Annotated in this window: 21 protein-coding genes; 9 read left to right on the forward strand and 12 right to left on the reverse strand. The window is 68.2% G+C overall.

Annotated features, from left to right (window positions below; genetic code table 11):
- Positions 1–3 precede the first annotated feature (3 nt).
- The gene (locus tag AC04MD_RS13710) at positions 4–2,343 is read left to right on the forward strand and encodes a beta-N-acetylhexosaminidase (protein ID WP_475497836.1); all 2,340 of its coding nucleotides are present in this window, start codon (positions 4–6) and stop codon (positions 2,341–2,343) included.
- 61 nt (positions 2,344–2,404) lie between these two features.
- On the opposite strand, the gene AC04MD_RS13715 is transcribed toward AC04MD_RS13710, so the two are convergent.
- Entirely contained in the window at positions 2,405–2,827 is a 423-nt protein-coding gene (locus AC04MD_RS13715; protein ID WP_475498166.1) for a VanZ family protein, read from the reverse strand.
- On the reverse strand, positions 2,815–3,999 hold the full coding sequence (locus tag AC04MD_RS13720) for a class I SAM-dependent methyltransferase (RefSeq protein WP_475497837.1): 1,185 nt from the start codon (positions 3,997–3,999) through the stop codon (positions 2,815–2,817). The genes AC04MD_RS13715 and AC04MD_RS13720 overlap by 13 nt, the downstream gene beginning before the upstream one ends.
- 120 nt (positions 4,000–4,119) lie before the next feature.
- Here AC04MD_RS13720 and AC04MD_RS13725 point away from each other — a divergent pair, with 120 nt between their 5' ends.
- Positions 4,120–4,950 carry a proteasome-type protease gene (locus AC04MD_RS13725; protein WP_475497838.1) on the forward strand — a complete coding sequence of 277 codons (831 nt, stop codon included), beginning with the start codon at positions 4,120–4,122 and terminating at the stop codon, positions 4,948–4,950.
- A 169-nt stretch (positions 4,951–5,119) separates the two neighbouring features.
- Here the strand turns inward: AC04MD_RS13725 and AC04MD_RS13730 are convergent, their stop codons facing one another.
- Both AC04MD_RS13730 and AC04MD_RS13735 read right to left on the reverse strand, forming a co-directional pair.
- Positions 5,120–6,061, reverse strand: coding sequence for an alpha-E domain-containing protein (locus AC04MD_RS13730; protein ID WP_475497839.1), 942 nt, complete (start codon positions 6,059–6,061; stop codon positions 5,120–5,122).
- Positions 6,061–7,515, reverse strand: coding sequence for a circularly permuted type 2 ATP-grasp protein (locus AC04MD_RS13735; RefSeq protein WP_475497840.1), 1,455 nt, complete (start codon positions 7,513–7,515; stop codon positions 6,061–6,063). Before AC04MD_RS13735 ends, AC04MD_RS13730 begins: the two co-directional genes overlap by 1 nt.
- 182 nt (positions 7,516–7,697) lie before the next feature.
- Between AC04MD_RS13735 and AC04MD_RS13740 the strand changes: the two genes are divergently transcribed.
- On the forward strand, positions 7,698–8,438 hold the full coding sequence (locus AC04MD_RS13740) for a pteridine reductase (protein WP_475497841.1): 741 nt from the start codon (positions 7,698–7,700) through the stop codon (positions 8,436–8,438).
- Between the two features lie 6 nt (positions 8,439–8,444).
- Here AC04MD_RS13740 and folK read toward each other — a convergent pair whose 3' ends face one another.
- The 4 genes from folK to tsaD all read right to left on the reverse strand — a co-directional run bounded on the left by folK (position 8,445) and on the right by tsaD (position 11,783).
- Complete coding sequence (gene folK / locus AC04MD_RS13745; RefSeq protein WP_475497842.1) at positions 8,445–8,936, reverse strand: 2-amino-4-hydroxy-6-hydroxymethyldihydropteridine diphosphokinase; 492 nt, start codon at positions 8,934–8,936, stop codon at positions 8,445–8,447.
- A gap of 4 nt (positions 8,937–8,940) precedes the next feature.
- Positions 8,941–9,300, reverse strand: coding sequence for a dihydroneopterin aldolase (folB, locus tag AC04MD_RS13750; protein WP_475497843.1), 360 nt, complete (start codon positions 9,298–9,300; stop codon positions 8,941–8,943).
- A gap of 52 nt (positions 9,301–9,352) precedes the next feature.
- Positions 9,353–10,615, reverse strand: coding sequence for a mechanosensitive ion channel family protein (locus tag AC04MD_RS13755; RefSeq protein ID WP_475497844.1), 1,263 nt, complete (start codon positions 10,613–10,615; stop codon positions 9,353–9,355).
- 124 nt (positions 10,616–10,739) lie between these two features.
- Complete coding sequence (tsaD, locus tag AC04MD_RS13760) at positions 10,740–11,783, reverse strand: tRNA (adenosine(37)-N6)-threonylcarbamoyltransferase complex transferase subunit TsaD (RefSeq protein WP_475497845.1); 1,044 nt, start codon at positions 11,781–11,783, stop codon at positions 10,740–10,742.
- A 135-nt stretch (positions 11,784–11,918) separates the two neighbouring features.
- Here tsaD and rpsU point away from each other — a divergent pair, with 135 nt between their 5' ends.
- From rpsU to AC04MD_RS13780, 4 genes are all read left to right on the forward strand, one after another.
- Positions 11,919–12,134: a 30S ribosomal protein S21 gene (gene rpsU, locus AC04MD_RS13765; protein WP_002808376.1), complete on the forward strand. Its 216-nt coding sequence runs from the start codon at positions 11,919–11,921 to the stop codon at positions 12,132–12,134.
- A gap of 108 nt (positions 12,135–12,242) precedes the next feature.
- Positions 12,243–12,689 (forward strand): GatB/YqeY domain-containing protein, encoded by a 447-nt coding sequence (locus tag AC04MD_RS13770; RefSeq protein ID WP_475497846.1) that lies wholly within the window; start codon positions 12,243–12,245, stop codon positions 12,687–12,689.
- A 61-nt stretch (positions 12,690–12,750) separates the two neighbouring features.
- Positions 12,751–13,245, forward strand: a complete 495-nt coding sequence (locus tag AC04MD_RS13775; protein WP_475497847.1) for an N-acetyltransferase family protein — start codon at positions 12,751–12,753, stop codon at positions 13,243–13,245.
- A 58-nt stretch (positions 13,246–13,303) separates the two neighbouring features.
- Entirely contained in the window at positions 13,304–14,260 is a 957-nt protein-coding gene (locus AC04MD_RS13780) for a YihY/virulence factor BrkB family protein (RefSeq protein WP_475497848.1), read from the forward strand.
- On the opposite strand, the gene dld is transcribed toward AC04MD_RS13780, so the two are convergent.
- Positions 14,181–15,911, reverse strand: a complete 1,731-nt coding sequence (gene dld / locus AC04MD_RS13785) for a D-lactate dehydrogenase (RefSeq protein ID WP_475497849.1) — start codon at positions 15,909–15,911, stop codon at positions 14,181–14,183. The two genes, AC04MD_RS13780 and dld, sit on opposite strands and share 80 nt — an antisense overlap.
- Positions 15,912–15,964: 53 nt before the next feature.
- On the opposite strand from dld, the gene dnaG reads away from it, so the two are divergent.
- Both dnaG and AC04MD_RS13795 read left to right on the forward strand, forming a co-directional pair.
- Positions 15,965–17,704, forward strand: coding sequence for a DNA primase (dnaG, locus tag AC04MD_RS13790; RefSeq protein ID WP_475497850.1), 1,740 nt, complete (start codon positions 15,965–15,967; stop codon positions 17,702–17,704).
- 10 nt (positions 17,705–17,714) lie between these two features.
- Positions 17,715–18,215 (forward strand): protein tyrosine phosphatase family protein, encoded by a 501-nt coding sequence (locus AC04MD_RS13795; protein WP_475497851.1) that lies wholly within the window; start codon positions 17,715–17,717, stop codon positions 18,213–18,215.
- A gap of 141 nt (positions 18,216–18,356) precedes the next feature.
- Here AC04MD_RS13795 and cyoE read toward each other — a convergent pair whose 3' ends face one another.
- Genes cyoE through AC04MD_RS13810 form a run of 3 tightly spaced genes read right to left on the reverse strand, consistent with a single transcriptional unit; the run spans position 18,357 to position 21,038 of the window.
- On the reverse strand, positions 18,357–19,295 hold the full coding sequence (cyoE, locus tag AC04MD_RS13800) for a heme o synthase (RefSeq protein WP_475497852.1): 939 nt from the start codon (positions 19,293–19,295) through the stop codon (positions 18,357–18,359).
- On the reverse strand, positions 19,295–20,440 hold the full coding sequence (locus tag AC04MD_RS13805) for a COX15/CtaA family protein (protein ID WP_475498167.1): 1,146 nt from the start codon (positions 20,438–20,440) through the stop codon (positions 19,295–19,297). The genes cyoE and AC04MD_RS13805 overlap by 1 nt, the downstream gene beginning before the upstream one ends.
- A 25-nt stretch (positions 20,441–20,465) precedes the next feature.
- Entirely contained in the window at positions 20,466–21,038 is a 573-nt protein-coding gene (locus tag AC04MD_RS13810; protein WP_475497853.1) for a hypothetical protein, read from the reverse strand.
- Position 21,039 lies beyond the last annotated feature (1 nt).

The raw sequence follows: 21,039 nt of genomic DNA on the forward strand, positions 1-21,039 counted from the left end.
CCGATGAAACGACCCATCGCCCATCGCGCCCTGGCCGGACTGGCCTTCACCCTGCTGGTGCTGTCTGGTTGCAAGCAGCCGGCCGGCGACACGGCCGCGGACACCGCCGCGTCCGCACCGATCACCCCCTCGCTGATCCCGGCGCCCGCCGAGCTGCGGACGGGTGAAGGCGCCTTCGCCGTCAACGCGGATACGAAGCTGGCCGCCAGCGGCGAGGCGGCGACGCGCGTCGCGCAACAGTTCGCGGCCTACCTGCAATCGGCAGGCGGCCCCGCGTTGGCCACCACGCAGGAAGAAGGCAAGGGCATGATCCGCTTCGTGCTGGAAGCGGCAGCCGCCGCGACGAAGAACCCGGAGGCTTACACGCTCGACGTCACGCCCGACGGCGTGACCGTGAAGGCGCACGACGAACGCGGCCTGTTCTACGGCGCGGTGACGCTGTGGCAGCTGGTCACGCAAGGCGACAAGGGCCGCGTCACGCTGCCCGCGCTGCATATCGAGGACGCACCCCGCTTCGGCTGGCGCGGCTTCATGCTGGACCCGGCGCGCCACTTCCAGCAGGTCGAGGACGTCAAGAAGATCATTGACGCGATGGCCCTGCACAAGCTCAACACGCTGCACTGGCACCTCACCGACGACCAGGGCTGGCGCATCGAGATCAAGCAGTATCCCAAGCTCACCGAGATCGGCGGCTGCCGCATTCCCGCCGGCGACGGCGGCAAGGACCCGAAGACCGGCGAGCCGCGCCCGTATTGCGGCTTCTATACGCAGGACCAGATCCGCGACGTGGTGAAGTACGCCGCCGAACGCCACATCACCGTCGTGCCCGAGATCAACGTACCGGGCCACGCGACGGCGGCGATCTCGGCGTATCCGGAGCTCGGCTCGATCGCCACGCCGCTGGTGCCGTCGAACGAGTGGGGCGTGTTCCCCAACCTGGTCAACGTCGAGGAAGGCACCATCACCTTCCTCGAGAACGTGCTGGGCGAAGTGGTCACGTTGTTCCCCGGCACCTACGTGCACGTTGGTGGCGACGAGGCGGTCAAAGACCAGTGGGAAGCCTCCGCGCGCGAGCAGGCGCGCATGCGCCAGGTCGGCGCGAAGACCGAGATGGACCTGCAGGGGTACCTGGTCGAACGCCTGGAGAAGTACCTGTCCACGTACGGCAAGCGGCTGATCGGCTGGGACGAGATCCTGGAAGCCAAACTGCCGCCCGAGGCCACGGTGATGTCATGGCGCGGTATCGAAGGCGGCCTCCAGGCCGCGCGCCAGGGCCATGACGTGGTGATGTCGCCGTCCAACAAGACCTACCTCGATTACCTGCAGACCGCGTCGCCGAACGAGCCGCCCGGCCGCCCGGCGCTGATCACGCTGCAGGACGTCTACGGCTTCGAACCCGTGCCGGCGGAACTGGAAGAGAGCCAGCGCCACCACATCCTCGGCATCCAGGCCAATCTGTGGACCGAGCACACGCGCACCTTCGCCCGCCTGCAGCACAACGCGTTCCCGCGCCTGGCAGCGGTCGCGGAGACCGGCTGGACGCCGGCCGCGAAGAAGGACTTCGCCAGCTTCACCGCCCGCCTGCCCACGCAGCTGAAGCGTTACGACGCCATCGGCCTGGGCTACGCGAAGACGCCGTTCGAACCGCTGATCGCCACCGAGGACGACCGCAAGGCCGGCACCGCCAAGGTCACGCTGTCCAATCCGCTCGACTACCCGGTGCACTACACCACCGACGGCAGCGAGCCGACGCAGGCCTCGTCGACCTTCGCCACGCCACTGGACGTGAAGCTGCCGGCCACCGTGCGTGCAGCCGCGTTCGCCGACGGCCGTGCGCTGGCACCGGCGTCGACGTTCGAGCTGACGCCGGCGGCGATGCTGACGCGTACCGACGAAGCGATGGGCGTGTGCCCGGATGCCGGACGCCTGCTGCTGCGCCTGGAAGACGATGGCCCGCTGGAAGGCGAGCGCGCGATCTTCAACGCGACGATCTTCTATCCGTGCTGGCAGTGGAACCAGGCCGACCTGGACGGCATCGCGTCGATCAAGGTACGCGCCGGCCGTATCCCGTACTACTTCCAGTTGGCCCACGACGAGCCGGCCCGCACCTTCGAACCGGCGAAATCGCCGCTGGGCGAACTGGAAATCCTGGGCGGCGGCTGCAAGGGAAAGATGCTGGCGACGGTCGCCCTGCCGGCCGCGCCGAACGCGGATGGCTTCCTCGACCTCGACGCACCGCTGCCGGCCGGCACCACCGGCAAGCAGGACCTGTGCGTGCGCTTCACCGGCGACACGCGTCCGCAGATGTGGGTGCTGGACCGCATCACGCTGCAGCCGCGCTGAACCGCGCCGTCATCGGCCATGCGTAACAAGGAAAGCCGGGCATGTCCCGGCTTTCCTTTTGCTAGGCGCGCACGGGCCGCCAGCGGGCATCCAGCGCAAGCAGCAGGCCGCGCAACGGTGTCGGCAGCGTCGCCAGTCCCGCCAGCACGCCCAGCGTGTTGGCGAGCGCGTCATGCGGATCCGCCATGCGCGTGGTGGTCAGCGCGCCCTGCGCGAACTCCAGGCCGATACCCAGCGCGACCAGCAGCGCGGCCACGAGCAGGCAGCCGCGCCGCCTGGCGAACAACTGCATGGCCGATGCCGACAGCAGCCCGTAGGCGAGGAAATGCTCGACCTTGTCGCCCCCTTCCGGCACCGGCGGCAACCTGCTCAGGTTGACCAGCGACAACACCGCGACCACCGCAACCGCGAGCAACCACAGGCCCAGCCACAACCGCGGACGGTGGAACGGTTTCAACGCCAGGATGCCGCTCACAGGCGCCAGCTCAGGTCGTTGAACAGGAAGGCCGTGCCGAATTCCACCTCGCTGGAAAAGCCCATCACCTGGAAGCGCTCGCCCATCTCGCTGGGCAGGGTCAATCGCTTGGCTTCGTTGCGCAGGCGCAGCAGCGTGATCTCGTCGGCCCGCGCTTCGGCTTCGTTCAAGCGCTCCTGCAGCCCGTTGCCGAGCAGGAAGTTGGCCTGCGTGGTGTAGCCGGCGAGGTCGAAGCCCGCCTGCGTGCCGGCTTCGGCCAGCGCAGTGAAATCCACCGACGCCGTGATGTCCTGCAGGCCCGGCCACAGATAGGGATCGTTGTGCACGCGGTGGCGGTAGTACGCACGCAGCGTGCCGTCATCGCGGTCGTCCTGGTAGAACTCGCGGCGCGTGTAGCCGTAGTCGGCGAACAGCATGGCGCCGCGATCCAGCCCGCCCATCACCGCCTGGATCCAGTACGGCAGCTGCGGCAGCAGCTCGGAGCGATAGCCATCGGGAAACGGACGCTCCAGATAGCGTTCGACATGGCGCACCGCTGCGGCCAGCAAGGCATCGGCCGGCCGGTCCGTACGGACGAAGCGCCCCTCGCCGTCCAGCGCCACGCCCTCCTCGAATACCTCGCCGTCGCGCAGCGTGAAGCGCGGCGTCGGCAGCGCATCGATGACCTCGTTGGCGAACAGTACACCATTCCATGCCTCCGACGGCGGACCGTCGAGCCATTCCACCAGATCGAACACCGGCGGGATCAGGCACTGGCCCAGCCGTTCGCGCTGGCGTTCGCGCAGATCCGCGCTGGGCTCGAGGATGGCGTAGCGCGCGGGCAGCGCATCGAGTTCGAGCAGCCGCTTGAGCATGATTTCGGCGAACGCGCCGCTGCCGCCGCCGATCTCGACGAACGCCGCCTCCGGCCCCAGTTGCTGCAACACCGGCGCGACCGCCTGCGCCACACAGCTGGCGAACAGCGGCCCCAGTTCGGGCGCCGTGGTGAAATCGCCGGCTTCGCCGAACTTCGTGCTGCCCGCACTGTAGTAACCCAGGCCCGGCGCATACAGGCTGCGCTCCATGAACCGCGAGAACGGCAGACTGCCGCCCTCGGCCGCGATCTCGGCGCGGATCAGGGCCGCGAGTTGCGCGCTGTGTGCCTGCGCAGCGTCGTCGGGAAGGGGAAGATCGGCGTGCATGGCGCACCAGAAGCGGGAGTCCGCACCATTGTACGGGCCGTTTCACACTGCCGCGCCAAGCCCTAGCCAACCCCGGAGGCCACGCATAGAATCGTGATGCACAGCAGCAGCGGACACGCCATGACCTATTGCGTCGGCATCGAAGTCAACGAAGGCCTGGTCTTCGCCGCGGATACCCGCACCAGCGCTTCCTTCGACGATGTGCGCGTGTACCGCAAGATGCACGTGTTCGAATGGCCCGGCGACCGCGTGTTCGTCATCATGTCGGCCGGCAACCTGGCCACTACGCAACTGACCATCTCGCGGCTGCAGCGCGATGCCGACGATCCGAATGCGAAGCACAGCCTGCGCACGTTCTCGCACCTGTACGAAGTGGCGGAATACGTCGGCGACACGCTGGTCGCCAGCCAGGTGAAGATGAGCGACGAAGCGCAGCAGAGTGGCGTCAACGTCCAGTCCACGCTGATCCTGGGCGGGCAGATCGCCGGCGAGCGCCCGGGCCTGTATATGGTGTACCCGCTCGGCAACTGCATCGCGACCTCGCCGGAAACGCCCTATCTTCAGATCGGCGAATCCAAGTACGGCAAGCCGATCCTGGACCGCATCATCCGCCCCGAGACCCCGCTGGAAGACGCCGCGCGCTGCGCGCTGGTGTCGCTGGATTCCACCATCCGTTCCAACCTGTCGGTCGGCATGCCGGTGGACATGGCGCTGCTGCGCAATGGCGATCTGAAGGTCAGCCAGCGGATGCGGCTTGAGGCGGACACGCCGCTGTATGCCGAGATCCACGACACGTGGTCGCGCAGGCTGGAAGCCGCCGTACACAGCCTGCCGAGGTTCCCGTGGGAACCGCAACGCGAGGCCGAACCATCGGCCGGCCCGCTGCCGGTGATGCCGCCCCGTCGCGCCCCGTCGCGGCAGGATCCCGGCGACGCGCAAGGGCAGCAGTAACCGTCCCGCTTTCTGTAGGAGCGACGTCAGTCGCGACCGTACCCCTGACGAATCATGGCGCCGCCATCATGCGCACCATCTGCGACGGCATGTTGTGCTCGCGATGCGGGTCGTTGGACGTGTCGGCCGCGCGGTCGCGACTGACGTCGCTCCTACAGAAGAGCGGGCCTCAACCGTGGAAGTACCCTTCCGCGATCGCATCGTGCAGCGCACCCAGGTGTACCTGGATCTCGTCCATGAACTGCGCGGGATTGCGTGTCGCGAGGACGGCAGGATCAGCGTTGCGGGTCAGGCCGATCACCCGGTTGAGGTGGCGGTCCACGCCGGGCCGTGGCGGCATCGTGGGCAGCACGCTCTGCATGCGCGACAGGCAGAAGTGCACGCTGCGCGGGAACTCGTTGTTCTGTAACAGGAAGCGCAGCGCCAGTTCGGCGGTGACGCGCTGGCGCACGTGCCGGCGGAACATCTGGTAGCCGGCCAGCGAGCGCAGCACGCTCATCCACTGCATGTTCTGGAACGCCTCGCGGTCGTCCTCGTTGCGCGGCGTCACCAGTCCCGATGCACCGGCATCCATGATGCGCGTCGTCATGTCGGCCTGCTCCAGGGCGGTGCCCAGGCGCAGGAACTGGTAGCCGATGTCGCGGCTGACGTTGGCGCTCAACAGCCCCGATACCTTCAGGCAACCGTCGACGATGCGTTGCAGGAACTCCAGCCGGTAACGCCTGCTGAGGCTGCGCTCGCCCTGCGCGCCGATGTAGAGGTGCAGGTCGTTGATCGCCTCCCATACGTCCTGCGGCAGCGTATCGCGGATGCTGCGCAGGATCTCGCGGGCCGAATCGACCGACGTGCGCAGCGACGAGGGGTTGCGCTCGTCCAGCAGCAGGAAGCGGATCACGTCCGTGTCGCCGGCGGCCTCCGCCGTGGCCGGATAGCACTGTTCGAAGCACTCGCCGGCACCGACCGTATCGATCATCGGCCGCCACGCGAACCGCACCGACCGCGGCATGTCGAGCTGCAGCTGGCTGCCCACGCCGACCAGGCGGGCGGTGTTCTCGGCACGCCGCACGTAGCGGCTGAACCAGTAGAGGTTGTCGGCGACGCGCGAGAGCATCAGGCCGCTCCCTCGTCGTCGGACAGGTCGACCACCCACGTATCCTTGGCACCGCCGCCCTGCGACGAATTGACCACCAGCGAGCCCCTCACCATCGCCACGCGCGTCAGGCCGCCGGTGGTCACATACGTGTCCTGGCGCGACAGCACGAACGGACGCAGGTCGATGTGGCGCGGCGACGGCCCCTGCTTGGTGACGATGGGCGCGGTGGACAACGCCAGCGTCGGCTGCGCCATGTAGTTGCGCGGATTCGCTTCGATCAGCGCCTTGAACTTCTCGCGCTGACGCCTGGTCGAGCGCGGCCCGATCAGCATGCCGTAGCCGCCGGATTCGTTGGCCGGCTTCACCACCAGCTTTTCGATGTTCTCCAGCACGTACTTGCGCTCCTTCGCGTTGTGGCAGAGGTAGCTCGGCACGTTGGGCAGGATGGGATCCTCGTCAAGGTAGTACCTGATCATCTTCGGCACGTAGGCGAACACGACCTTGTCGTCGGCGACGCCAGCGCCCGGCGCGTTGGCCAGCGCCACCTTGCCGGCGCGCCAGCTGCGGATCAGGCCGGGCACGCCCAGCACGGAATCCGGATGGAACACCTCGGGGTCGATGAACAGGTCGTCGACGCGGCGGTAGACGACATCGACGCGCTTGGGTCCGTAGACCGTGCGCATGTAGGTGCAGTCGTCGTCGGCGACGAACAGGTCGCTGCCTTCGACCAGTTCGATGCCCATCGCCTGCGCCAAGTAGGCGTGCTCGAAGTACGCGCTGTTGAACACGCCCGGCGTCAGCAGCGCGATCACCGGCGTGTCGCCGGGACGCGGCGACAGCGCGGCGAGCGTGTCGTACAGCTGGCTGGGGTACTCGTCCACCGGCAGGATCGAGCTGGTCTCGAACAGTTCCGGGAACACGCGCTTGGCCACCATGCGGTTTTCCAGCATGTAGCTGACGCCGCTGGGGATGCGCAGGTTGTCTTCCAGTGCGTAGAGCGTGCCGTCGCCATCGCGCACCAGGTCGGAACCACAGATGTGCGCCCACACGCCCAGCGGCGGGGTGACGCCCACGCACTGCGCGCGGAAGTTCACCGAATCCTTCAGCAGCATCGCCGGGAACACCTTGTCCTTGACGATCTGCTGCCTGCCGTAGATGTCGCCGATGAACAGGTTGAGCGCGCGCATGCGCTGCTTCAGGCCGGCTTCGGTGCGCTGCCATTCGCTGAGCGGAATGATGCGCGGGATCAGGTCGAACGGCAGTGTGCGGTCGACGTTGCGGCCGTCGGAATACACGGTGAAGGTGATGCCCTGCACGCGCGCCACCACGTCGGCGGCGAGTTGCCGTTCGGCGAGTTCGCGGCCAGACAGGCCCGCAAGGTATTCGACCAGGCGACGCGCGGCCGGTCGGGGCCGTCCATCGGCCTGGATCAGTTCGTCAAAGGTCGTGGTGCGGTACTTCGCCCAGTCCATTCGCCTTCCTGCTGTCCCCGGCCGGCACATCCGGCGAGGGCTGATGCGTCGCAACATGCACGGTGCGTGTGCGCGCCGTCAAGCATCCGCACGCCGTGCACGTCGACTCACCTTTTTGACGTCGGCGTGCGCCATTTCGGTGCAAAGCAGGGACAATGCGGGCTCATGTCCCGGAGTCCGCCATGTCCACGCCGCGCCGTGTCGTCCTGATCACCGGCGCTGCCCGCCGCATCGGCGCGGCGATCGCGCGCAGGCTGCACGCCGAGGGCAACGACCTGGCGCTGCACTACCGCGGCTCGGCGGGCGACATGCAGTCGCTGGTCGACGAACTGGAAGCCGCGCGTGCGGGCAGCACGCTGGCGCTGCAGGCCGACCTCGCGGTCTTCGACCGGCTGCCGGAGCTGGTGGCGAAGACCGTCGGCCACTTCGGTCGCCTGGATGCGCTGGTCAACAACGCATCGGCGTTCTATCCCACGCCCGCAGGCAGCGCTACACCGGCGCAGTGGGAGGAGCTGTTCGCGGTCAATGCCCGTGCTCCCTTCTTCCTGGCGCAGGCGGCCGCATCGCACCTGCGCGCCGCGCGCGGCGCCATCGTCAACATCGCGGATATCTACGCCGACACACCACGCGCGGATCTTGCGGTGTACGCGGCATCGAAGGCCGCCCTGCTCGCGGTGTCGCGCGGACTGGCGGTCTCGCTGGCGCCCGACGTGCGGGTGAACGCGGTGTCGCCCGGCGCCATCCTGTGGCCCGACGGCGGCATCGATGCGGACGTGCAGGCCGGCCTATTGGCGCAGACACCGCTCGGGCGCGTCGGCGAGCCCGACGATATCGCCGGCACGGTGGCCTGGCTGCTGGGCGATGCGGCGGCTTACGTCACCGGCCAGGTGATCCGCGTGGACGGCGGACGCGGGATCGGCTGATCCCGCTCAGCCGAAATCGATCGCCACGGCTTCCGGTGGCGCATCGCGATCGGGATGCGCCTGCCACAGCGCATCCAGCCGCAGGCCACTGCGCGGATCGACCATGTTGGGTGCGATGTCGGCCAGCGGCAGCAGCACGAACGCGTGCTTCAATTCGTCGCGCGGCAGGCGCAGGTTGCCCGGCCCCTGCATCACCCGGTCGTCGTAGAACACGATGTCGATGTCGAGCGTGCGGTCCGAGAACCGCGGGCCGCTGCGGTCGCGGCCGTGCGCGTCTTCCAGCGCATGCAGCCAGTCGTTCAACGCGAGCGGATCCAGGTCGCTGTCGATCACGGCGGCGGAATTCAGGAAATCGGTGCCGTCGAAACCGACCGAGCGCGTGCGATAGACCGGCGACAGCAGCACGTCGCCGAAGCGTTCGCGCAGCGCCATGACCGCGGCGCGCAGATGCCGTTCGGGCTCGACGTTGCTGCCCAGGCTGAGATAGGCCATTCCCATGGCGTCAGGCCGGGCGCACGCCGCGTTCGATCAGCACGCCGACATTGCGCGCACCAGTGACGGCGCCAGGCTTGCTGAGCTTCAGTCGCACCCAGGCCACGCCGAAGTCCTCGCGGATGATCTCGGCGCAGCGCTCGGCGAGCGTCTCGACCAGCCCGAAGTTAGCCTCCTCGACGAAGGCGATCAGCCGCTTCGACACCGCCTTGTAGTCCAACGTGTGAGCAATGTCGTCGCTCGCGGCCGGCACGCGGTTGTCGAACGCCATCTCCACGTCGAGCGCCACGGTCTGGCGGATTCCGCGCTCCCAGTCGTAGATGCCGATGACGGTCTCGATGCGCAGGTCTTCGATGAAAACGATGTCCATGTGGGGCTCGGGATTCGGGAGCGGGAATGGTACGCGGAATCGTCGTACCTGCTCATCCGGTGACCGCAAGAGCGGCACTCGGCAGGGCCTGAAGCCGGCGCACGTCGGCACCGCCCGGCTGCTGGAACACCTGCAACCCGAACTCCGGCAGGATCGCCAGCAGGTGGTCGAAGAGGTCGGACTGGATGGCTTCGTACGGCCCCCATGCCACGGTGCGGGTGAAGCAGTAGATCTCCAGCGGCAGCCCGGTCGGGCCAGGTGGCAGCTGGCGCACCAGCAGCGTCATGCCGTCGTGGATGTCCCCGTGCGCGCGCAGGTAGGCCTCCACGTACGCGCGGAACGTGCCCAGGTTGGTGATGCGGCGCTGGTTGACCGGCTCGCGGCCGTGGTCGGCCAGGCGCGCATTCCACGCGTCCAGCTCGCCGTCCTTGCGCTGCAGGTAGTCGCCCAGCAGGCGGAACCGGCGCAACCGCGCCTGCTCCTCGCCACACAGGAATCGCACGCTGTTCTGGTCCAGGTACAGCGCGCGCTTGATGCGCCGGCCGCCGGATTCGCTCATGCCGCGCCAGTTCTTGAACGAGTCGCTGATCAGCTTCTTGGTGGGGATCGTGGTGATGGTCTTGTCCCAGTTCTGCACCTTCACCGTGTGCAGGGCGATATCGATGACGTCGCCGTCGGCGTTCTGGCTGGGCATCTCGATCCAGTCGCCCACCCGCACCATGTCGTTGGAACTGATGGTCACGCTGGCCACCAGCGACAGCAGCGTGTCCTGGAACACCAGGATCAGCACGGCCATCATCGCGCCCAGGCCGGACAGCAGGATCACCGGCGAGCGGTCGATCAACGCGGCGACCATCAGCACTGCCGCAATGACGAACACGATGATCTTCAGCAGCTGCAGGTAGCCCTTGATCGGTTTGTCGGCCGCATCGGGCCGCCGCTGGTAGACCTCATTGGCCAGGTCGAGCGCGGCGGCGATGGCCAGCGCCACCGTCAGGATGATGAAGGCGAAGCAGACGTTGCGGACGACCGCCACCAGCAACGGCGGCAGGTCGGGAACGAACGCGACGCCGGCCGCGAGCACCACGGCGGGTACGACATTGGCAAGACGCGGAATGACGCGCAGGCGCACCTGATGATCGCCCTGTCCCACCGGCAGCGTGGCCAGCAATCGGCGCAGGCCACGCAGCAATACGCGCTTGGTGAGCCAGTTCGCCGTCCATGCCAGCAGCACGAGCGCGCTGGCGACAACGACGGTGTAAGCCCATGGATACGGCGCAAGATTCATGCGCAGGGCGTCCAGGTGTTCGGTCATTCCGTTACCCCTTGAGGCGTTCATGCGCGCCTGGTCGTCCTGCATTGCGCAGGGAGGCACGTCGGTTGGCGGAGCAGGCACCCTACCGGCATCGCCTTGAACCTGAACGGAATTTGCCGGCCCGCTACGGTGAATCGACCACGGCGACCTCAGGCAGCGACGCCATGTCCCAGCGTGGCGTGACCTTCACCTCCGCCGTCTCGTGCTGTCCCGCTTCCAGCCGCAATGCACCGGCGAAGGCGATCATCGCGCCGTTGTCGGTGCATAGCGAAGGCCGCGGGAAGCAGGCACGGCCGCCGCGCTTCGCCGCCATGTCCTGCAGCTTCGCGCGCAGCCGCTTGTTGGCGCCCACGCCACCGGCGATGACGATGACATCGCTGCCGGCTTCGTCCAGCGCGCGCTCGCACTTGATGGCCAGCGTATCGACCACCGCATCCTCGAACCCGCGCGCGATGTCGGCCCGGGTCTGCTCCGACTGGTCGCTGTCGCGCCAGGCCAGCAGCACCTGCGTCTTCAGGCCGCTGAAACTGAAATCCAGGCCAGGCCGGTCGGTCATGGGCCGGGCGAACTTGAACCGGCCGGGCGTGCCCTTCTCGGCCAATGCGGCCAGCTGCGGGCCGCCGGGGTACGGCAGGCCCATCATCTTGGCGGTCTTGTCGAAGGCCTCGCCGGCGGCGTCGTCCAGCGTCTCGCCGAGCAGGCGGTAGCGGCCGATGGCCTCCACGGCCACCAGTTGAGTGTGGCCACCGGACACCAGCAGGGCCACGAAGGGCGCGTCCGGCGGATCGTCTTCCATCAGTGGCGCCAGCAGATGGCCCTCCATGTGGTGGACCGCCACGGCGGGCACGTCCAGCGCCCAGGCCAGCGACCGGGCCACGCCGGCGCCGACCAGCAGGGCACCGACCAGCCCCGGGCCGGCGGTGTAAGCCACGCCATCCAGGTCGTCAGTGGTCAGCTCCGCCTCGGCCAGGGTCTGGCGGATCAGCGGCAGCAGCTTGCGGACGTGGTCTCGGCTGGCCAGTTCGGGCACCACCCCGCCGTATTCGGCGTGCAGGGCGATCTGGCTGTAGACCGCATGGGCGCGCAGGCCGGCGGCGCCGGACAGGCCGGTGTCATAGACCGCCACGCCGGTCTCGTCGCAGCTGGTTTCGATGCCGAGGACTTTCATGACGGGGATCTGGGGTTCCTGGAGGGCGGGGACAAGCCGGGGACACGCCGGGGGTGGGTTGCAGCGCCGGAGACTGCCGCTATAATACGCGGCTCACCCGGTCTGACCGGGCCGTTTACTTCACCGAGATTACGTATGCCCAGCGTCAAAGTCCGCGAAAACGAGCCGTTTGAGTTTGCGCTGCGTCGCTTCAAGCGCACCTGCGAAAAGGCCGGCGTCCTGGCCGAAACCCGCAAGCGCGAGTTCTACGAGAAGCCGACCCAAGAGCGCAAGCGCAAGGCTGCTGCTGCGGTGAAGCGTCAGCTGCGTCGCAGCTCGCGCGACGTCACCAAGCGCCAGCGCCTGTACTGAGCCGCGTCGCTTCGCACGAAGCCGGCACGCGCGAGCGTCGCCGGCTTTTTGTGTTTTTGGCGTCTCACGACCTGTGCCACGCCCACCCTTGTTCCCCCGGAGCCCACCATGTCCCTGAAACAGCAGCTCACCGATGACATGAAGACCGCCATGAAGGCCGGCGAGAAGGACCGCCTGGCGGTCATCCGCCTGATCAACGCCGCCATCAAGCAGCGGGAAGTCGACGAGCGCATCGAGCTGGACGACGCCGCCGTGCTGGCCGTGCTGGAAAAGATGGTCAAGCAGCGCAAGGACTCGGTGAGCCAGTTCGAGGCCGCCAACCGCGAGGACCTGGCCGCCATCGAGCGCGCCGAACTGGTCGTCATCGACACCTACCTGCCGGCCAAGCTGGGCGAGGCCGAGATCCTGGCCGCCATCGAAGCCGCCGTGGCCGAGACCGGTGCCACCGGCCCGGCCGACATGGGCAAGCTGATGGGCGTGCTGAAGCCGCGCCTCGCCGGCCAGGCCGACATGGGCCAGGTCTCCGCGCTGATCAAGAAGAAGCTCGCGGGCTGAGCCCGCCACGCGGCGCCGGATACACTCCGGCGCCGTGCCTGATCCGTGGCATCCTCGCGCCATGGACACCCCCGCCATCACCCTGCGCCCGGCCACCCGCGCCGACATTCCGCAGATTCTCGATTTCATCCGTGGCCTGGCCGAGTACGAAAAGCTCGCCCACGAAGCCGTCGCCACGCCGGCGCTGCTGGAAACCCACCTGTTCGGTGAGCGTCCTGCCGCCGAGGTCGTCATCGCGGAAGTTGACGGCGTACCCGCCGGCTTCGCGCTGTTCTTCCACTCGTTCTCGACCTTCCTCGGCCAGCCCGGCCTGTATCTGGAAGACCTGTTCGTGCTGCCCCGCCATCGCGGACTGGGAATCGGCAAGCGGCTGATGGTGCATCTGGCGCAGCTGGCCGTGGCGCGCGGCTGCGGCCGCTTCGAGTGGTCGGTGCTGGACTGGAATGCGCCCGCCCTCCGTCTTTACCGCAGCCTCGGCGCCGTGGGCCTGGACGAATGGACCGTGCAACGCGTCACCGCCGATGCGCTGCAGGCGCTCGCGCGCGCAGATGCGTGAACAGCATGACCACGTCGTCGTAACGAACTGCTGACGCCATCCTTGGCACGCTCGGCGCATGGATCGTCGAGCCCGCTTCAGCACCCTGCGCGCACGGGCGCGCATCGCAGGCGAACGCGCCAGCCGCAGCCTTCCGGCGGCGCTGGTGCGGCGCTTCGTGGAAACCGACCTGATGACGCAGGCGGCGTCGCTGTCCTTCTATGCACTGCTGTCGCTGGCGCCGCTGTTGATCCTGCTGCTGTGGCTGACCGCGTCGCTCTATCCGCCGGCGCAACAATCGCTGCTCGACCAGATCCAGCAGCTCGCCGGCCGCAGTGCCGGCACGGTCGCCGAAACTGTCATCCGCAACGCCAGCGATCGTCCCGACGTCGGCTCGCTGGCCGGATGGTGGAGCACCGCCCTGCTCTTCATCGGTGCGACGGTGGTGTTCGCGCAGCTGCAGGGCGCGCTCAACCTGATCTTCCGCACGGATGCGCAGCGGCTCAACGGCGTGATGGCCTGGCTGAAGAAGCGCGTGTTCTCGCTCGGCGTCGTGCTGGCCATCGGCTTCCTGCTGGTCGTGTCGATGGTCGCCACCACCGCCCTGCAGGTGGTGTTCGCGCGGCTGCCGTCGCTGCTGCCTGCGCTGGGCTATACGACCACCCTGCTGCTGTACGCGCTCGCCTTCGCGTTCTTCTACCACTACCTGCCGGACCGGCGCGTGGCGTGGAAGCAGGCCTTCCTCGGTGGCGCCATCACGGCGTTGCTGTTCGCCGCGGGCCGTTACCTCATCGGCCTGTATCTGGCGGAAGCCGCGCCAGGCAGTGCCTACGGCTCGATGGGCGCGCTGGTGCTGCTGCTGGTGTGGATCTACTACGCCAGCGTGGTGTTCTTCGTCGGAGCGCTGATCACGGCCGTGATCGACGAGCGCCTGCACGTGCGGCGGCCGCTGTCGCCTACGCCTTCCGAGGATCTGGCGGCGGTGCAGCCTCCGCCCAGTGATGGCACTTCGACGTCTGGCCGATCCCCGGATTGAACGTATTGGTGGGATCGAGCGCGCGATAGAACGCGGCCAGCGCCGGCTTGGCGCGATAGAGATGGCCGACGTTGTGCTCGGCGGGATACTCGGCACCACGCGCATCGAGCAGGTCCCACAGCCGATGCTCCACCGCCAGCGGATCGACACCCTTCCTCACGATGTAATCCTGGTGGAACACGTGGCAGAAGAAGTGCCCGTAGTAGAGCCGCGCTACCATCGTCGTGGCGATCTCGGCCGGCAACGTCTCCACCCAGGCACGGTCGTCGCGGCGCAGGGCGATGTCCAGGGCCACGATGTCCTGCACCTGCGCTGCATGCACGGCGCGATAGCGCACCGCGGCACCGGCGACCGCGAAGCGCAGCAGGAAGGCCTTGCGCCCCTCGTCCGCATCGCAGGCGAAGAACCCACCGTCGCGGTCATCGAAGAAGCTGTCGAGGAAGGCGCGGGTCACCTCCGCATCGCGGGTCGACACCTTCAGCAGCAGATGGTGCTCGTAGCGGTCGCGGTACGCGCGCAGCCGCGGCGGCAGGTGATCCGGCAGCAACGCGGTCAGCGACTGCAGCGCACGGTCCGCCAGTCCCGGCAGGCCGAACCGCTCGCACCAGCCATCCATGCGGCTCTTCAGCGCGAACGCCGCCGGCACTTTGTCGGTGCCGAAGCGGTCGATCAGCAGGAACGTGTCCTTGCCGTAGCGGTCGCCGATGTCGAACGCGTCGCGATGCAGGTATTCGCCCGCGATCGGCAGGCGCTCGAACGCAGTCAGCAGATGGCGGCGCACCCCGGTGAGATCGTCCGGATCGTTGCTGCCGATATAGAAAACCGAGGCATCCTCCTTTTCGAACGTATCCAGGCGCACGGCGAACACCGCCAAACGTCCCGCGCAACCCGAGGCCTCGTGCAGGCGCGACGGGTCGGCGTTGTAGCGCGCGGGCGTAGGCGCGTCTACCTGGCGCACGTGGTCGGCATAGTGCGGATCCGACGCCGCTTGCGCCGGATCGTGTGCGACGTCGTCCGCGCCGTAATCGGCGGCCTGCAACCGCGACAGGATCTCGTCCGGCGTGTCGCCCAGCGCGATGCCGAGGTGGTTCACCAGCCGCAGCACGCCGTCGCCATCCAGCTGCGCGTACAGCGCCAGCTCGGTATAGGCCGGCCCGCGCCGCACCAGCGCGCCGCCGGAGCTGTTGCAGACGCCGCCCAGCACGGACGCGCCGATGCACGAGGAGCCGATGACCGAATGCGGTTCGCGTCCCAGCGGCGCGAGCCGCTTCTCCAGCACGTCCAGGGTCGCGCCCGGCAGGCAGACGACCTGGCGCCCGCCGTCCAGCAGTTGCACACCGATGAGGCGCCGCGTGCTGACCAGCACGATGCCGCGGTCGTAGCCTTCGCCATCCGGGGTGGAGCCCCCCGTCAGGCCGGTGTTCGCGGCCTGCATCAGCACGATCCGTCCCGCCTCCACCGTGGCCTGCAGCACCCGCCACAGTTCCAGCAGCGTGCCGGGACACGCCACCGCCAGCACCGGGCCGTCGCCGAAGCGGTAGCCCTTGCGGTAGCGCCGCGTCGCGCGCTCGCCCGTCAGCACGTGCGCACGGCCGACCACCTCGCGCAGCTTCGCCAGCAGGACATCGTCGGAAGGGACATGAACGGACATGGCCGCATGGTAGCGCGGCGGCTCCGTGGCCCGCATGGCATCCTATGCGTCCCATGGCCCGCATCCCCGACGCCTTCATCGACGAACTGCTCGCCCGGACGGATATCGTCGAGGTGGTGGGCGGGCGCGTGCCGCTGAAGCGGCAGGGCAAGGAATACTCGGCCTGCTGCCCGTTCCACGATGAACGCTCGCCGTCGTTCACGGTGTCGCCGACCAAACAGTTCTACCACTGCTTCGGCTGCGGCGCGCACGGCACGGCGCTATCGTTCCTGATGAACTACGACCGCCTCGAGTTCCTCGACGCGGTGGAAGAGCTAGCGCGCCGCACCGGCATGGACGTGCCGCGCGAAACGCAGCAGCGCAACGAGAACAACGACACCAAAGACCTGTTCAATGCCCTGGAAGCGGCGGCGCGTTTCTTCCAGCGCAACCTGGACGGCAGCGACAAGGCGAAGGTCTACCTGGATGGCCGCGGCGTGGATGCGGCGATCCGCACGCAGTTCATGATCGGCTACGCGCCGGACGGGTTCTCGGCCCTTAAGGATGCGCTGGGCACGGACGAGCGGCGGATGAAGCTGCTGGACCGCGCCGGCCTGTTCTCCAAGAACGACCGCGGCCATGTCTACGACAAGTTCCGCGACCGGGTGATGTTCCCCATCCACGACCGGCGCGGCCGGGTGATCGCCTTCGGCGGCCGCGTACTGCAGAAGGACGACGGCCCGAAGTACCTCAACTCGCCCGAGACCGCGCTGTTCCACAAGGGCCGCGAGCTGTACGGCCTGTGGCAGGTGAAGCAGGCCAACCAGAAGATCGCGCGGCTGGTCGTCGTCGAGGGCTACATGGACGTGGTCTCGCTGTTCCAGTTCGGCGTGAAGGAAGCGGTCGCCACACTGGGCACGGCGACCACGCCGGAACACGCCGAGCTGCTGTTCCGCAACGCACCCGATGTCTACTTCTGCTTCGACGGCGATGCCGCCGGCCAGCGCGCCGCCTGGCGCGCGCTCGAGTCGGTGCTGCCGCGCATGAAGGACGGGCGGCAGGCGTTCTTTCTGTTCCTGCCTGACGGCGAAGATCCCGACACCATCGTGCGGCAGGAAGGCGCGGCCGGGTTCGACGCGCGCCTGCAGCAGGCGATGCCGCTGTCGCAGTTCTTCTTCGACGAACTGGCCAAGGACATTAAGCTGTCGACGCTCGACGGCAAGGCGCGCCTGGCCGAGCGTGCGCGCCCGCTGCTCGCACAGATTCCCGACGGCGCGTTCGGCGACCTGATGCGCCAGCGCCTGACCGAGATCACCGGCGTCGGCGCCGGCACTGCGAACACGGCCCCCGCCGCGCCGCCCGCGCCCACGCGTCGCGCGACGTCGTCGCAGGCGGGACACACCAAACCCAGCCTGGTCCGCAGCATCATCGTGCGCCTGCTGCACAAGCCAGCGCTGGCGCTGGCCATCGAATCGACGCACGGTTTTTCCGCGCTGCGGCTGGCCGGCATGGAGCTGCTGCTGGAGCTGATCGACCTGGTGCACGCGCGCCCGGACATCACCACCGGCGTCCTGCTGGAACATTTCGCCGAACGCGACGAGGCCGCCGCGCTGCAGAAGCTGGCGATGCAGGACCTGCCCGGCGACGAGGACAGCTGGCGCCAAGAAATGCTCGATGCCGCCGTGCAGCTGGAAAAGCAGATGCTGCAGCAGCGGCTGGACGAACTGCAGGCCAAGCAGCGCAGCATGGGCCTGGACGAAACCGACAAGTACGAACTGCGCACCCTGCTGCAGGCCCGCATCGGCCGCCACTGAGGAGTCCGTCATGAACCGTTTCGCCTTTCTGCTATCGACCTTGCTGGTGGGCTGCGCATCGTTTGCCGCACATGCCACCGACTTCACCCAGCCCCAGCCCGGCCTCCATAGCGGCGGCCAGCCGTCGCAGGACGATCTCGCCCGGCTGAAATCCGAGGGTGTGCGCACGGTGATCGACCTGCGCGGCGCGCAGGAAGACCGCGGCTATGATGAAGCCGCCGAAGCCCGCCGCCTGGGCCTGACCTACATCGCCCTGCCGATCACCGGCAAGGACGACGTCACGCCGGCCAACGCGAAGGCACTGGGCGAGCTGCTGAGGGCGCAGGACGGCGATGTGCTGCTGCACTGCGCCTCCGGCAACCGCGTCGGTGCGCTGCTGGCACTGGACGCGGCGGCGCGGGGTATCCCGCGCGAGGAAGCGCTGGAGCTGGGCCGCAAGGCAGGATTGAAATCGCTGGAGCCTGTGGTGGTGGAGCAGTTGGGCAAGCCGAGCGCAGCCAAGCCCTTGTAGGAGCGACGTCAGTCGCGACCGCGCGAAGGGAATTGCGTGGACCTCGGATGCTGATAACGGACGCTGAGAGACCAAGCACATCGCCACTGCAATGCATGTTGGTGGCGTGCGGTCGCGACTGACGTCGCTCCTACAGGGTTTTCATCCCGCCGGCACGAACTCGATACCGGCCGCGGACGCAGCGGGCCGCAGCAGCGGCATCACCCAGTGGTCGACCAGCAGGAAGGCGAACAGCGCCATCAGGTAGACGATGGAGTAGTTGAACACGCGCATCGAGAAGAACTCGTCCGGCGGATCCAGCAGCCGCCATGCGTACCAGAGGAACACCGCGCCCAGCACCAGCGCGCCGCCCAGGTAGAAGAAGCCGCTCATGCCGAACACCACCGGCAGCACCGTCACTTCGACCAGCAGCACGGTGTAGAACAGGATCTGCCAGCGCGTGTAGATCACGCCATGCGTCACCGGCAGCATCGGCACCAGCGCGCGCGCGTAGTCCTCGCGGCGGAAGATCGCCAGCGCCCAGAAATGCGGCGGCGTCCACACGAAGATGATGAGCACCAGCAGCAGCGCATGCGGCCAGTCCCACTCGCCCTGCATGCCGGTCATTGTAGCCCAGCCCAGCAGCGGCGGCGCCGCACCGGCGATGCCCCCGATGACGATGTTCTGCGGCGTGGCCCGCTTCAGGAACACGGTGTAGATCACAGCGTAGCCGATCAGCGAGGCGAACGTCAGGATCGCGGTGATCGTGTTGACCCACAGCACCAGGATGCCCATCGACAGCGCCGCCAGCACCAGCGCGAACACCAGCGCCTGCCAGGGCTTCACCTGGCCCTGCACCAGCGGACGCCACGAGGTGCGCGCCATCTTGGCGTCGATGCGCGCATCCAGCAGCTGGTTGATCGCGGCGGCGCTGGAGGCGGCCAGCCAGATGCCGAGGAAGCCGAGCGCGCCGCGCAGCAGCTCCGCGCCGTCCGGCAGGCCGTCGATGGCGAGGAACATGCCGACGATCGCGGTGAACACGATCAGCGCCACCACGCGCGGCTTGGTGAGGTCCCAGTACTGGCGGAACGTCGAGGCCATCAGTCGGGCCTGCGCAGGCGGGCGGTCAGCGAGACCAGGGTGAACAGCAGCAGCACCGCGCCGGCGTTGTGCGCGACGGCGACCGGCAGCGGCAGGTTGAGCTTGACGTTGAGGATGCCCAGCGTGACTTGCGCGACGATCAGCACGATCAGCGTCAGCGACCAGCTGCGCATGCCCGGCGTGCGGAACAGGCGCAGCGCCAGCGCCAGCACGTAGAGCGACACCACCACCGCCATGACGCGGTGGGTCAGCTGGATCGCGATGCGCGCCGCGCCGTCGAGCACGCCGCCTTCGTAGTCCACGCCGATGCCACGCCACAGCACGAACGCCTCGCTGAAGTCCGCCGGCGGCGCCCACTGGCCGACACATGTCGGGAAGTCGAGACCGCAGGCCAGCGCCGCGTAGTTCGCGCTGACCCAGCCGCCGAGCGCGATCTGGATGCCGAGCAACACCAGCGCGCCGATCAGCCAGCGGCGCAGCACGGTCGCATCGGCCAGCGTGATCGGCCGGTCGGTGGCGCGCCACGCCATCCACACCAGCAGCGAGAACGTGGTCAGGCCACCGAGCAGGTGGCCCATCACCACGATCGGCTTCAGCAGCCACGTCACCGTCCACATGCCGAGCAGCGCCTGGAAGATGATCACCGCCAGCGTCAATGCGCCAGCGCGCGCGAGATCGATGTTCGACCAGCGCAACGCGGCGAACAGCAGCACTGCTTCGCCCAGGATCGCGAGCACCGACGCTTCCACATGCTCGCCGTGCATGTAGAGCGGAATCGCCGCGCCCACGAGACCGGCGGCGACCAGGATCTGCGCAATGCCCCAGCGCCGGCGACGCGCGGCGAGCAGTGCCAGCACCAGCACCAGCACGCCCAGCGACGCGGCGAGGTGGCGGTGCACCTGCTCGCGCCAGGCCTTGTGCGTCTCGAACGGACGGATCTCGCTGGCGACATGCGAGGCCGCCTCATCGACCGCCTTCGGCCATGCCGCGCGGCCGTAGCAGGTCGGCCAGTCGGGGCAGCTGAGGCCGGCATCGGACAGGCGCACGAAGGCGCCGAACACGACGACGCACAGCGTCAGCGCGACCGCCAGCCAGGCGATGCGGTGGAAGTGCCGATAGATCACGGGGCGCGCAACAACGTTCATCATCATCCGTACTTCTGGCGGTGGCTCAGATGAGCTTGATCAGCTTGGCGACATCGGTGCGCAGATGGCCGGGATCGAAGCCCGGGGCATAGCGCAGGATGATGAAGCCGTGGGGATCGATCACGTAGACCGGCGTACCGGCCGCGTCGTCCACCTGCGGCAGGCGCGCGCGCAGCGGATCGTCGGCGCGCACCAGGCGCAGCGCCGAATGCCGCGGCGCGTCCTTCGGATAGTCGCCGATCCACAGGATGTCGACGTCGGTGGCGTTATGGCCGAACAACTGCCACACGGTATCGAGGTCGGTCGCCAGCTTCGTGCAGGCCTGCGCGCAGCCCGGCGCGGGTGCGGCGACGATGCGCCAGCGACGTTCGGCCGGCTTCCAGTCGTAGGTGCCGCCTCCGGCGAGCGACGGCGCGAGGTCGCGCGCATCCGCGGGGGGTTGCAACATCAGTCCGTGGTTCTTGTGGCCGGCCGGCTGCCAGCCGGAGAAGCGCAGGAGGCCGGCACCGAACACGGTGCCGAAGAACAGGGCGAACAGGCCGACGAGCATCCACCGCCCGCGACGCCGCTGGGCGGGATCGAATGGTTTTGAGTCCATG

The organism is Pseudoxanthomonas sp. LjRoot206, assembly GCF_056175725.1.